Source organism: Sporomusaceae bacterium ACPt (assembly GCA_041428575.1).
Taxonomy (GTDB): domain Bacteria; phylum Bacillota; class Negativicutes; order Sporomusales; family Sporomusaceae; genus Sporomusa_D; species Sporomusa_D carbonis.
The window spans coordinates 3,807,849-3,821,037 of the sequence record CP155570.1 but is presented as its reverse complement, the minus strand read 5'-3'; the positions used below and the strand labels follow the sequence as shown (position 1 = coordinate 3,821,037).

Annotated in this window: 12 protein-coding genes; 9 read left to right on the top strand and 3 right to left on the bottom strand. The window is 46.5% G+C overall.

Annotated elements, in window-relative coordinates:
- Positions 1-144 precede the first annotated feature (144 nt).
- From SCACP_RS19490 to SCACP_RS19475, 4 genes are all read left to right on the top strand, one after another.
- A complete protein-coding gene (locus tag SCACP_RS19490) occupies positions 145-1,140 on the top strand; it encodes an NADH:flavin oxidoreductase (protein ID WP_425059150.1) in 996 nt (331 codons plus the stop codon).
- Between the two features lie 78 nt (positions 1,141-1,218).
- Entirely contained in the window at positions 1,219-1,860 is a 642-nt protein-coding gene (locus SCACP_RS19485; RefSeq protein ID WP_425059149.1) for a lactate utilization protein, read from the top strand.
- A gap of 271 nt (positions 1,861-2,131) precedes the next feature.
- Positions 2,132-3,385: a L,D-transpeptidase family protein gene (locus SCACP_RS19480; RefSeq protein ID WP_425059148.1), complete on the top strand. Its 1,254-nt coding sequence runs from the start codon at positions 2,132-2,134 to the stop codon at positions 3,383-3,385.
- Positions 3,386-3,566: 181 nt separating this feature from the next.
- On the top strand, positions 3,567-3,860 hold the full coding sequence (locus SCACP_RS19475) for a hypothetical protein (protein ID WP_425059147.1): 294 nt from the start codon (positions 3,567-3,569) through the stop codon (positions 3,858-3,860).
- A gap of 355 nt (positions 3,861-4,215) precedes the next feature.
- Here the strand turns inward: SCACP_RS19475 and SCACP_RS19470 are convergent, their stop codons facing one another.
- From SCACP_RS19470 to SCACP_RS19460, 3 genes are all read right to left on the bottom strand, one after another.
- Positions 4,216-4,974 (bottom strand): energy-coupling factor ABC transporter ATP-binding protein, encoded by a 759-nt coding sequence (locus SCACP_RS19470; protein WP_425059146.1) that lies wholly within the window; start codon positions 4,972-4,974, stop codon positions 4,216-4,218.
- Positions 4,974-5,783, bottom strand: a complete 810-nt coding sequence (gene cbiQ / locus SCACP_RS19465; protein ID WP_425059145.1) for a cobalt ECF transporter T component CbiQ — start codon at positions 5,781-5,783, stop codon at positions 4,974-4,976. The genes SCACP_RS19470 and cbiQ overlap by 1 nt, the downstream gene beginning before the upstream one ends.
- 115 nt (positions 5,784-5,898) lie before the next feature.
- Complete coding sequence (locus SCACP_RS19460; protein ID WP_425059144.1) at positions 5,899-6,933, bottom strand: energy-coupling factor ABC transporter permease; 1,035 nt, start codon at positions 6,931-6,933, stop codon at positions 5,899-5,901.
- Between the two features lie 469 nt (positions 6,934-7,402).
- Between SCACP_RS19460 and SCACP_RS19455 the strand changes: the two genes are divergently transcribed.
- The 5 genes from SCACP_RS19455 (at position 7,403) to larA (ending at position 13,092) form a co-directional block, all read left to right on the top strand.
- Positions 7,403-8,062: an NUDIX hydrolase gene (locus SCACP_RS19455; RefSeq protein WP_425059143.1), complete on the top strand. Its 660-nt coding sequence runs from the start codon at positions 7,403-7,405 to the stop codon at positions 8,060-8,062.
- Positions 8,059-9,324: a sensor histidine kinase gene (locus SCACP_RS19450; protein ID WP_425059142.1), complete on the top strand. Its 1,266-nt coding sequence runs from the start codon at positions 8,059-8,061 to the stop codon at positions 9,322-9,324. Before SCACP_RS19455 ends, SCACP_RS19450 begins: the two co-directional genes overlap by 4 nt.
- Positions 9,325-9,392: 68 nt before the next feature.
- Positions 9,393-10,253, top strand: coding sequence for a response regulator (locus SCACP_RS19445; RefSeq protein ID WP_425059141.1), 861 nt, complete (start codon positions 9,393-9,395; stop codon positions 10,251-10,253).
- A 145-nt stretch (positions 10,254-10,398) separates the two neighbouring features.
- Positions 10,399-11,658 (top strand): dicarboxylate/amino acid:cation symporter, encoded by a 1,260-nt coding sequence (locus SCACP_RS19440; protein WP_425059140.1) that lies wholly within the window; start codon positions 10,399-10,401, stop codon positions 11,656-11,658.
- A gap of 129 nt (positions 11,659-11,787) precedes the next feature.
- Entirely contained in the window at positions 11,788-13,092 is a 1,305-nt protein-coding gene (gene larA / locus SCACP_RS19435) for a nickel-dependent lactate racemase (protein WP_425059139.1), read from the top strand.
- The last annotated feature ends 97 nt before the right edge of the window (positions 13,093-13,189 follow it).

Genomic DNA, 13,189 nt, shown 5'->3' with positions numbered 1-13,189 from the left:
TTATACATGACCATGCATAAATGGTATATAAATCGATACTAGAGCACAAATAAGTGCGTACTTGTAAAAAGATTTTCTAATACGTAACATTATATTAGGGAAAATTGTTTGTTGAGAGAATTTGCAAATCAAAGGAGGTTTTTGATGTCCTATTTACTTAACCCATTACAGTTGGGGTCTTTAACACTGGTAAATCGTTTAGTCATGCCACCCATGGCCACCGCCAAAGCTGAACCTGACGGGAAAGTAAGCCCGGCCATACTCAATTATTATAAAGAGAAATCCGCTGGTGGATATCTATCACTCATCATTATTGAACATAGCTTCATTCAGCCCATAGGTAAAGCCAGTGAAAATCAGCTTTCTATTGCCGATGACAGTGTGGTTGAAGGGCTAAAAGAGCTGGCGGAGGTGATTCACCGTAATGGCGCCAAGACCGTAATGCAAATAAATCATGCCGGGAGCGCGGCTGCTGAAGAAATCATCGGCACTACGCCGGTAGGACCTTCGGCAATAAAAAACCCGCGTAAAGGTGGCGTTCCGCGTCAACTTACCCGGGAGGAAATAGGTGAAATTGTTGCGGCATTTGCCGCCGCTGCCCGCCGTGTTAAAGCAGCCGGTTTTGATGGCGTGGAGATTCATTCCGCCCATGGTTACTTTCTTAACCAGTTTTTCTCCCCGCTGACCAATCGGCGGACCGATGAATACGGCGGCGATGTGCTGGGAAGAATCCGGATTCACCTTCAAGTTATCGAAGCCGTACGTGCGGCTGTCGGTGAGGAGTTTCCCATTCTCCTGCGGCTGGGAGCTTCGGATTTTGCAGAAGGAGGAACAACGCTCGAAGACAGTCAAATTGCCGCAAGGGAATTTGAGAAAGCCGGCGTAAACATTATCGATATTTCCGGCGGATTTTCAGGATATAGCATCCCGGGCAATAATGAACAGGGATACTTTGCTCCACTCAGTATGGCTGTTAAAAAAGTTGTGTCGATTCCGGTCATTCTTACCGGCGGTATTACCGAAGCACAGGCGGCTGAGCGACTGCTGGCAGAAGGAAAAGCTGATCTTATCGGTGTCGGCAGAGCTGTGTTGCAGGATTCCCAGTGGGCGAAAAAAGCGGTTGAAAGTCTTAGGTCATAAGTCAATATTACATAGGATAATAATGGATTAAGCCTGTCAGACTAAGAGGCTATTAACCAGGTGAGAGGAGAGTTTGTAATGAGTGAATTTACCCCTTGGCATAATAAGACTATTGGAACCAGAGTAGTGGAAGCTCTGCAAAAAAACAATTTTACCGCTGCTTATGTTGACACCAGGCAAGAAGCGCTGGACCAACTTGCCGCACTTATTCCTGGTGATGCTACTGTAGGAATTGGTGGTTCCTGGACAATTAAAGAAATTGGCATTGATACTCTGCTTGAAGAACGGGGCAACACCGTATTTAATCACAACAAACCGGGACTGTCGCCTGAAGAGTCATTGGACATACGTCGCAAAGAGATGGCTGCTGATGTCTTTTTGACAGGGACTAATGCCGTTACCTTAAAAGGCGAACTTGTCAATGTCGATGGCGCCGGTAACCGGGTGGCTGCCATGGTTTTTGGACCGAAAAAAGTTTTTATTATTGCCGGTGTAAATAAAATAGTTCCCGATGTTGCGGCGGCAATGGACAGGATTAAATTATTTGCCGCGCCAATCAATAATAAACGCCTAAACCGTCCCAATCCTTGCACCATGACAGGTCAATGTATGGATTGCCAGGGGCCGACCCGAATCTGCAATGTGACTACAGTTATGCATAAAAAGCCGATGGCTATTGATATTCATGTCATCATCATCGGTGAAGAGTTAGGTTTCTAAAATCATTTAATTTAATAGGAATAAGCGGCAGTGCATAATTTGTGCGCTGCCGTAATTTTTTTTGTATATAGTATCCAATAAAGATGTACAGGCGTGTTGTTAGTATAAGCGTAAGTCAAGCGCCAGCGGTGGAGCGTTACCAACAACACGCCTAGAAAAAAATCTTTATTGGATTTCATATAGCTTGTACGAAAAAAATTAACGCATACCTGCATCTCCCTTTTCATATATGTTACTGTTTTAAGCATTCGCAGTAAAAGGGGATGGCATTATGCGGGTAGGGAAATGGTTTCTCTGGGTTATTATCGGGCTTCTTATGTATGTTGTACCGGTAAGTGCTGAGGCTATGGGTCAAGATGAACTGCTAAAAATTGTAGTAAATCTTCCTAGCAGGACTCTGGAACTGTACCAAGATGAGAAAGTCGTCAAAGAGTATCCGGTTGCTATTGGCAAGCCCTCTACTCCCACACCAACCGGGAATTTTACTATAATAGATAAGGAAGTTAATCCTTGGTGGTATCCTTCGGACAAAGATTATGTAGTACCGTCAGGCCCGGAAAATCCATTAGGTTACCGGTGGATGGGTATAGCACCGCTATATGGCATTCACGGCACCAATGCCCCCTGGTCAATTGGACTGGCTGTTTCTAACGGTTGTATCCGCATGCGTGAAGAAGATGTTGAAGAACTGTTTGAACAGGTCGATTATGATACACCTGTCAAAGTTGAGTATGAACGGGTTAAGGTCCGGATCGATGTGAAAGGACAAGCGTCTATCGGTCTTTATCCTGATGTGTACGGCCGGCAAAGGATTACTATGGCCGATGTTAAGGGTGCATTGGCCGAAGCAGATTTGGCGGGACTTATTGATGACGTATTTCTCCAAACCTTGCTTAGAGAGATTCCCGATCGTCAAATTGTATTTGCCCAGCTTCATAATATTAAAATAAATGGGGAGCGACGTCCTGAGCGTATTGTGGCTTGGCAAGGTAAAAAGTATGTGCCGGTAATGGCGCTGGCTGACAGCTTAAAGGCCCATATTGACTGGGATGAAAACAGCCGGACATTACTCCGCCAAAACCAGACCGTCTCAGGTGTTAAGCGTGGTAATACCATATATGTTGCGGCTCAAGACCTGCCGGCGTTGTTTGGGGGAAGGGAAGTGTGGAATGACAGTGAGAACTGCTTGGAGTTAATATTGCCTGTTGCCAAACTAGATGGGCAAATAATTTCCGGCGATATTCAACAGATAGGTGAGACATTGGCCGTGCCGGCACTGGCTGTAGCTAAGGCTTTGGGTGAGCGGGTAAAGTGGCGGCCTGGTGCTGCCAAATTGGTGCTGCATGGCCACTCGGCTACAGTAAGGGTAGCTGGTGGTCAGCCGTTTATTGACATCAACGATGTTGGTAAGATATTTAATTTGGCAGCTGTATGGAATGACCGGACCCAAACTATTGAGATGACCTATCCGCTCTATCCGATTGACTATTCCATGTACCTTGATCCTGATGAAGAATTTTTTTGATTAAGTCCGGCACTAAGACTTAAACCGCCAACATAAATCATAGCAGTAGCTAATGAGTGGCCTTTTGCATAAAATACATTGATGAAACACATATCACAGCTAAGCGGAAGGAGGGAAAGTTGTATGGGGTTTGGCTGTGGTGGTGGCCGCGGCAGTTGGTGGAATTAGGAGGAGAGTTTGCTTGCTTTACTCAGATTGGCAGGACATACTGATAACTTTTATCTATACGAATTTACCTGTGTTGATGAATCCGGCTAACGCTGCTAATGTTGTTATTACTTCCACTCCGGAGCCAACTACTTCGGAATCAAACACGCTATTTATTTCACCGGGAGTGCTGCCTGCGCTTCAAACATATGTTTTTAATAATTTCCCTGAACTAGGGCTACCTTCAGACATTGAAGAAGTAGCCAAAGATTTTTTTGCTAACCTTTCTCCAGCTAATATTTCAGAAATTACTACCACATCTCAGTAGTATAAACAACATTTGACAGAAACCGGCCACCCCCAACGTGGATGGCCGGTTTCTATTACTGCACAGGGGTAATTATTGTTTTATGTAAACGGCGTATGCCGGTATCCTCAAAGTAGCTCATGTAAAAGAGTATTAAATATCAAAATAGCATTACTACAAAATGATTGCTTTTTGTATACACAGATGTTATAATTAATACAAAATAAAGTATACACATAGCCGATCGGCGACAGAATGAATGTAATGATTCGGGGTCTGCCGCTGGTTGCGTCAATAAGTATACGTAGAAAAAACCCTATCACAAAAGTTCCGGTAGCGGAATTTGATGACGGGGTTTTTTCTATTGTTAGCAATTTTAGTTATGTTGTGGATTGCAGACCGGGCAGCCTTGCATGCGGAACGGCTTTTCCAGATGAGCTTGGACCAGGAGGTCTTCATTATTGAAAATTTCATGGGTAGGACCGTCGGCAAGAATAGTTCCGGCACTAAGGATGACGGTCCGTTCGCAAAGGTCCAGCACGAGGTCCAGATCATGGGTAGCAATAATCTTTGTATGCGCAAACGACTTAAGCAGGTTGATTAATTGACGGCGGGCAAAGGGATCAAGTCCGGCTGTTGGCTCATCCATAACTAAGATACATGGATCCATTGCCAGGACGGCGGCAATAGCCACCGAACGTTTTTGTCCGCCTGACAACCGGTAGGGGGCGCGGTCTTTTAGGTCAAGTGCCCCTACTGTTGTTAGGGCTGCGGTTACCCGGGCATCTACTTCTTCCGGCGGCAACCCCAGGTTTAATGGTCCGAAAGCAACATCGTCATATACGGTAGGCATGAAAAGCTGGTCGTCGGAATTCTGAAAAACCATACCAACTGAACGCCGGACATGCGGCAATGTTTGTTTAGTTACCGGATATCCGCCGATATTTATTGTTCCTTCGGTGGGAAAGAGTACACCGATTAAATGTGACAATAGGGTAGTTTTTCCTGAACCGTTGGCGCCAACGATGGCTACTGATTCGCCGTGGGTAATACGGACCGATAGACCGCGCAGCGCTTCGGTTTGGTCGGGGTAAGTAAATTTTACATTTTTTAGTTCGACGATATGATGACTCATTAATAGCCCCCCATCAGCAGTTTGCCTAATACTTGTGGAACATTAAACCAGCGGACGAAAAGAAAGAAGACAAGCCAACCTGCAAGATAAAGTATATCTGATATGCGCAATGTACTTGTTCGTATCAGTCGTACTTCGCCGTCAAATCCCCGGCAGAGCATAGACTGATAAACGCGGTTGGCACGGTCAACCGAACGGATAAGAAGTTGTCCCAAAAGAGATCCCCAAGCTCGAAACCGCACGCCCTCGCCATGGAAGGAGCGTAAACTGTAGGCTTGGATGCTACGGGTAAATTCTTCTAGTAAAACATGGAGGTAGCGATGCATAAATAGCAGTTGGACAACGATAATTCTTGGGACACCCATTTTAAGCAGAGCGGAGCCGATAGCATCAATCCCTGTTGTTGCTACCAAAATCAGGGCAGCAGTAACTGTCAGCGATAACCGGAGAGTGATAGAGGCAAAAGAAAGCCAACCGCCGGTTATGATCACAGAACCGAGTTTAGCAACTGGCGTATGATCAAAAAGCGGGTTAAAAATTCCCACAAAGACGACAAAGGGAGCAACCAAAATTAGGCGCTTCAGCAACGGGCCAGGTGGCAATTTGCCAAGCGAAATCAGGACTGCCGGGAAAAAGAAAAAAGGCAACAGTCCGGTGATTTCATATTTAGGAAATGAAGTAACCATAATGATAAAAATAAGAGTGGTAAGTAGCTTTATACAGGGGTTGAGCCGGTGAATGAATGTGTGTTGTGTGGCGAGGACGTCAAGATAGCGTAAATCAACCCAATTTGATTCGATTTTTATCATAAAAACCTCTTTCACGATGCCGGCAGATGCCGGTGGTGTTTTTCGGGTAACATTTCACTCCGGGTAAGGCAGAACGGGATACGGTTAACGCCGTATCCCGTATTTGACCCAATTGTCATTTGGCAAAATGCTGCAGACCTTTTCCTATGGAATAAACCAGGGCTAATGTCAGTAGGGAACCAATGATGCCGGCTACCGAAGTGCCGGTATCAACAGATGGCCAGGAGGGAGCTTCTTTTTCTTTGATTTCAGCTTCAGCCGGCTGATCAGTATGTTTAAAGTTATAGTCAGGCAGGAAAGCAATCTTTTTTTGAATTTCGGCAAAGAAGCCATGAATTCCTTCCGGGGCTTTTAATTCTTCTTCACCAATAACATTGGCGATTGACCATTCGAGGCCGTCAGGATTGCTGGAGGCAAACCAGGATAAAGCGCCGGCAGTAAAGAGGGTGGCAATCATCAGTATAACTATAATACGTTTAACCGGAGCAGCGCCAATAGGCTGATTTATAGCTGCCTTTTTAATAATGTCGGGAGATTCTTTCACAATAAATGAGACAACTATTGCCGTAATCAATCCTTCAAAAAAGCCAATGGCAAGATGGATGGGCTGCATGAGAAGAACAAAAGTGGAAAAAGGCAGTTCGGAAATTCCCGAAAACAAGGTTTCCAGTACTACGCCGAATGCGCCGATTTGTAATCCGATTATTGCCGCTAATATAGAAGCCAGGAACAAGCGGCTTTGAGTGGGGGTGCCGCCGACAAGCGGTTTGTAAATAAACGGGTAAGCAATATAGCAGGAGAAAAAGCCCATATTAATGATGTTGCAGCCTAGTGACAGCAAGCCGCCATCGGCAAAAAACAGAGCCTGAATTGTAAGTATGGATGATATCGTCAAAAAGGCGGCATGAGGTCCCAGTAAAATGGCAAGCAGAAGTCCGCCGCCCAGATGTCCGCTGGAACCTGTCCCAGGTATGGTGAAATTAATCATTTGGGCAGCAAAAACAAATGCTCCGAGTACGCCCATCAGTGGAACCTTACGTTCGTCAAGGTCATGTTGCACCTTTTTGGCTGCGTAGGTGGCTATTCCGGCTGTGGTTGCCCACATGGCCCCTCCGACTACCGGGGAAATTAATGCGTCTGCCATATGCATTGTCAATCACTCCTAAATATTTTTTGCTAGGATTACCGATAAAAAAAAGACTACTAAGAAACCCCCTGCATTACTGCGGGGAAGAGCTTTCGTAGCCTTGTTTCAGCGGTATAAAGTTTAGGTCGAATCCTTAGATGAGATATAGTGAGTCCTTCAGGACTAAGGTATCTTCATGATACACTTGTTATATTGTGAATATTTTCATCAATTATAGTAATTCGCTGCAGATTAACTTATTCCTGCTAAGTATACTAGATTTTTTTAAAAATAATGTATTTAAGGAATATTATGGCTAACGGCCTATTAGGTTAAGTGATATAATAAACACTGAACTGTTTATACCGCCTGAGCACAGCCGTGTTTGCGCTTGGGGTTGGGTTATAGCCCATGTTGCAGGACAAATATTGCGCTTGTTATAATTATGGGGATTAGATTAGAATCAGGCCATTTGGGTAGAAGGTGATATTATATGATTACCACTGGTAACGTGAAAAAAATGCTGGCTGCCGCTTTGCGCGGTCAGTCAGGCACAATCGCCAATGCTGAAGACTATTTGCAGTCGGCTGTTACTGTACCGCTTATTGATGTTGCCGGACAGCCTTCGGTGCTGTTTGAAGTGCGTTCAAGCAAGCTGCATTGGCAGCCTGGCGAGATTTGTTTCCCGGGCGGGCGCATTGAAGACGATGACGCCAGTCCGCTGGCTGCCGCTGTGCGTGAGACGACCGAGGAGCTGGGCGTTGGGCCGGACGACATTGAAGTCCTGGGCCCGCTTGATTTTCTTGTCAGTCCAATTGGCGTGATTATCTATCCGTTTGCCGTACATTTATCTGCCGAACTGCCGTTAATGCACAATACGGATGAGGTGGCAGAAGTATTTACCGTGCCGCTCGATTTTTTGCTCAATACCAAGCCACGTATGGCGTCAATGGAGATGGCCACTAAGCCGCAGGCGGGGTTCCCCTTTGAGCTTTTGCCGCCTGACTACCCCCATGACTATCGACGCCGGGCCAAATATCCGGTGCTTTTCTATCAGTATGAGCGATTTGTTATCTGGGGACTAACAGCCAGGGTACTGGACGGGTTCCTTACTGTTTGCCGGAATAAGCTGGACGGAGCTGATAAGGTATGATGCCGTTAGTAATACTATTGGTCAGCATTGCCGGCCTGGTATCCTTTCATCCTTTTGACGGTTACTTCCGTTTTACGCTAAGTGTGGCAATGCTGGCCACACTGCTCTTATATTTTGAACGTTTATCAGTCATAAAGGTGTCTGCGATAAGCGGCGGGTTTATGCTGCTATTTAGGACAGCCGTAAAATATCCGTTCATTGATGCTGCCCTAACGGACACACTAATACATAATCTACCGGCTTTTGGGTACTATCTTGCCTATGCAGTATTGTTTAAGGCGCTCAAAGTGCGGGACTATACCGGCAATATGCCGGCGCTGGTACTGCTCCTAAGCATCTGTGATATTGCCAGCAACTGTGTCGAGCTTATTATTCGTTGGGAGCTGTTCGGTCGCAGTCTGGAAACCATTTTGACCAGTGTGGTGGCTATGGGGATTGGTCGCTCGATTTTAGCGGTCATTGGCTATTATTCATTGAAACGTTATCGCGATTTTGTGCTGGCTGAAGACTATGCCGCCCGTTACGCCGAGCTTACGCTCATAATTGCCAGACTTAAAGCCGAATTATTTTATTTAAAAAAATCATCGGCTAATATCGAGTTGGTTATGGAAAAAGGCTACACCTTGTACCAAAAACTTAATGCCGACCACCCCGGTGAATTGGCGCAGCCTGATTCGCCTGCAGCCCAGGCGCTGGCTATTGCCCGCGACATTCACGAAGTAAAAAAAGATTACTATCGTGTTACCCGGGGAATTGAAGAAATTCTCAATGTCGCCGAAAGCGAAGACGGCTTGCCGTTGGCCGAATTCTTCCAGATTGTCGAACAGAATACCAAACGGTACCTCAGCAGTCTGGACAAGCCTGTTACAATTACTTTTGACTATAGCGGCAGCGGTGAATTGATTACTGACCAGTACTACGCCATTGTCTCAATTCTGGACAACTTAATTACCAACGCGGTTGAAGCTGTCGGACCTGCCGGCGTCGTTGCCGTCGCCGGTCGACGCGGCGGCGGCAGATTAACGCTTACTGTTGCCGACAACGGTCCCGGTATCAAGCCGGAGGAGATTGAGCTGATATTTGCCCCTGGATATTCAACCAAGTTTTCTGAAATAACCGGGCGCATGTCGACCGGTCTGGGACTGAGCCATGTCAAAAATCTGGCCGAGTCGCTGGGGGGAGAGGTAACAGTAACGTCTTCGCCAGGGAAAACAATATTTACTGTGTTTTTACCGTTGGCTAACCTTGCGGCAATTGGTTAGGAGCGGGTGATGATCGAACGGTAACGGGTGATGATCGAACGGTAATTTGACGGGAGTGTACAAGGATCATGCGGTTTGCAATCATTGAGGACGATGTAAGTGTCCGAAAAATTATCAGCAATATCATCAATAAATACCAGTTAGGAACAGTTGTAGCCGAATGCGGCGACGGCCTTAAAGCTGAGGAAATAATTACCGAGTACTCGCCGGAAGTGTCGATTGTTGATTTGTTGCTGCCTGGCCAGGATGGCGTGGAACTTATTAAAAAACTTCGTGAAAAAGGGGTAACTACATCTTTTATCATGGTTTCTGAGAGTACCAGCCAGACAATGATAACCAAAGCCTATCAAATGGGTATAGATTTTTACATCCACAAGCCGATAAACGTTCTGGAGATTGTATCGGTCATCCGGAAAGTAGAAGAAAGTCGCCGGTTGAGGGCAGTCATGTCGCTTATTTCGGAAACTACCGCCCGCTATGTCAGCCCGGCAAGCCGTCTGGCCGAACCTGATGATAACGTTAAGAAGAACCGGATTAACCGGATATTTTCCGATTTGGGGATTATTGGCGAGGCCGGAGCCAAAAACATTCACCAGTTGGCTGAGCTGGTAGATGCACGCCTGGCAGGCGGACATGACAAAACGTATCAACTGCATGAGCTGTATCAGGAACTATCTCTGGCCGCCGGGCAGGATGTAAAGACAATCGAACAGCGGGTACGGCGGGCCATTGCCAAAGCCATGCAAAACGTTGCCAATACCGGCATTGAAGATTATTATAGTGATAAATTTCAAATGTACAGCGGCACATTGTTTGATTTTAAGGAGATCAGGCAGGAGATGGCGTTTATTCAAGGAAAAGGCTCATACCGCGGCAAAATCAATATAAAGAAATTTCTCGAAGGACTGCTGTTTTTAGCTGCTGAATAACCCCGCCTAGGCGGGGTTATTGCATTATGTATACATATTACCTTGGCATGAAAGTTTGTGTCTGTTTTTGTAGTTTTTTATAGAGAAACCTTTACATTAAATTCAGAAAAATGTTCTTTATAAAAAATGAAGGAGGTAATATGTTATGTCTCAAACTGCTCAACCGAAAAAAGGCATGGGCCTGACGACGCAGATTTTTATCGGTCTTATTCTTGGTGTTATCTTTGGCTATGCCTTCCCTAAGTATGCTGTAGAACTAAAACCGGTTGGCGACATGTTCATCCGGATGATTAAGATGATTGTTGTGCCGCTGGTATTCAGCTCGCTGGTTATGGGCATTGCCGGCACCGGCGATTTCAAAAAACTTGGCCGGCTGGGTGTTAAAGCAATCCTCTGGTTCGAAATTGCCACTACTTTGGCCCTCATTGTTGGCCTGTTGGTTGTTAACGTGTTCCAGCCTGGTGTAGGCGTTAGCGTTACTGCCGGTGATGCCAGCGCTGCCGCCGCTGCTGCCAAAAAGACTATCGATATGACGCAAATGCTTGTCAACATTGTTCCCACTAATATTGTTGACGCAATGGCCCGTGGGGACATGCTGCAAATCATCCTGTTCTCGACCTTCTTTGGTGTAGCGGCTGCTGCTATCGGGGCAACCGGCAAACCGGTAGTAGACATGTGCATCAGCGTTGCCGAGATCATGTTCAAGTTTACCTGGTATGTCATGAAGCTTGCGCCGATTGGCGTATTTGCCCTTATTGCCTTTACTGTCGGTAAATTCGGCCTGGCTATGCTGATTCCGCTGGCTAAGCTTATAGGTTCATTGTACTTCGCGCTGGTTGCCTTCGTCGGCTTGGTGCTGTTCAGCGCTTCGATGATTATCCGGGTAAATTTCTTCCATCTGCTGCGGGCGCTTAGAGAGCCAATTCTTATTGCTTTTTCAACAGCTTCCAGTGAAGCTGCTCTGCCGATTGCCATGGAAAAACTTGAAAAGTTCGGTGTTCCTAAACATATTATTACCTTTGTATTACCTACCGGTTATACCTTTAACCTGGACGGTTCAACCCTGTACAGTGCCTTAGCGGTAGTATTCATCGCGCAGGTGTATGGTATACCGTTTGATATCTCGCAACAAATTCTCATGGTTCTGACCCTGATGCTGTCCACCAAAGGTATTGCCGCCGTTCCCGGTGCATCGCTTATTGTTATCGCCGGTACGGCAGCCGCTTTCGGCCTGCCGGTTGAGGGTATTGGCATCATCCTGGGTGTTGACCGTATTCTTGATATGGCCCGTACTGCATGTAATCTTATCGGTAACTGTGTAGCTGCCGTTGTTGTTGCCCGCTGGGAAAAAGAACTGCCCAACGAAGTGCTTGAGGTGGCCTATGCGCAAAATTACGACGACTAATATTTGATTTTTTACGGGCTGCCTTCCGGCAGCCCTAATTGCTTTATTTTATTTTAATAAAAAAAGGATAAAAGCAAAACCAGAGAGAATAGATATGGTATATTAACCCATTGTATTGCGGAGAGGTATATGACCAGACAGTTTGCTTTGGCCTTCGGCATGCACGACATTACTGCCAGTGTGCCGGAAGAACAGTTTGCCGGTGTTATTGAGGGCCGGGAAATATTACCGATAACTGATGTTCCGGCTGCCGTGCGCGCAGTACTTAATAGTCCCACCGGCAGTCCGCCGCTTAACAACATAATGTGCCCTGGAGACCGGATTGCGCTAGTTGCGTCCGATATTACCCGGCAGTGGGTGCGGCATGACCTGTTTTTACCTGTTCTTCTAAATAAACTCAATGAGGTCGGCATACCTGACAGTAATATCACGCTGGTAGTGGCATTAGGAGCGCACCGCCGCCATACGGCTGAAGAAAATGTGCTGACTTACGGCTCCGAAGTTGTTGACCGGGTAAAGATTGTGCAAAGTTACGCTCCGGAAGCGTCCGATTTTGTGCCGATTGGCCGGACGAGCCGGGGGACTGATGTGCATGTTAATCGCCATGTAGTTAGCGCTGACAAAGTCATTCTTACCGGTGGTATTACCTACCACTCTATGGCTGGATTTGGCGGCGGCCGTAAAGCCATCCTGCCGGGGGTGGCCGGTTATGCGACAATCCAGGCCAACCACCGGCTGTGTTTAAGTTCTAAGGCCGGCCAGGGACTAAATCCAAATTGCCGGCAGGGCAATTTGGATACCAATGACATGCATCTTGACATGCTCGAAATAGCTGCTATGGTAAATCCGGCTTTTCTGCTTAATGCCGTGCTTACCGCTGAAGGGGATTTTGCCGCTTTTGTTGCCGGTCACTGGTTGGAAGCGTGGTTAACAGGCTGCCGTAAGGTGGAGGAAATCGCGGGTGTGCCGGTGGCGTCAGCCGCCGATGTGGTCATTGCCTCGGCAGGAGGATATCCTAAGGACATTAATTTTTATCAGGCGTCAAAGACGATTGAAAACGCGTGCTTAGCTGTTAAGCCAGGCGGTGTCTTGATTGCGCTCATGGAATGCCGGGAGATTGGCGACCCGCCGGACTTTAGTCAATGGTTTGATTACCATACGCTTTATGAACGGGAAATGGCGCTGAGAGAAGCCTTTACCGTGCCAGGATTTGTTGCATTGAAGCTGGGGTTTATTGCTAAAGACCTGCCGGTGATCGTGGTATCGCTGCCGGAAAACAGGGCATTTATAGAAAATGCCGGCATGCTGTTTGCCGCTACGCTGGCAGAGGCGCTGCAGCTGGCGGCCGGCAAGCTGGGCCGCGAGGATTTTACCGTTAGTATTATGCCTCACGGGGGAAGCATTGTTCCTGTAAAAAAAAGTCCGCAACCATAATACATAATGCATATATATACTGAAAACAAAGACAAAATTATAGCCGGCAGAAGCAGGAGTTTCCATAACTTGCGGCGAAATGTTAAAAAATCAAATT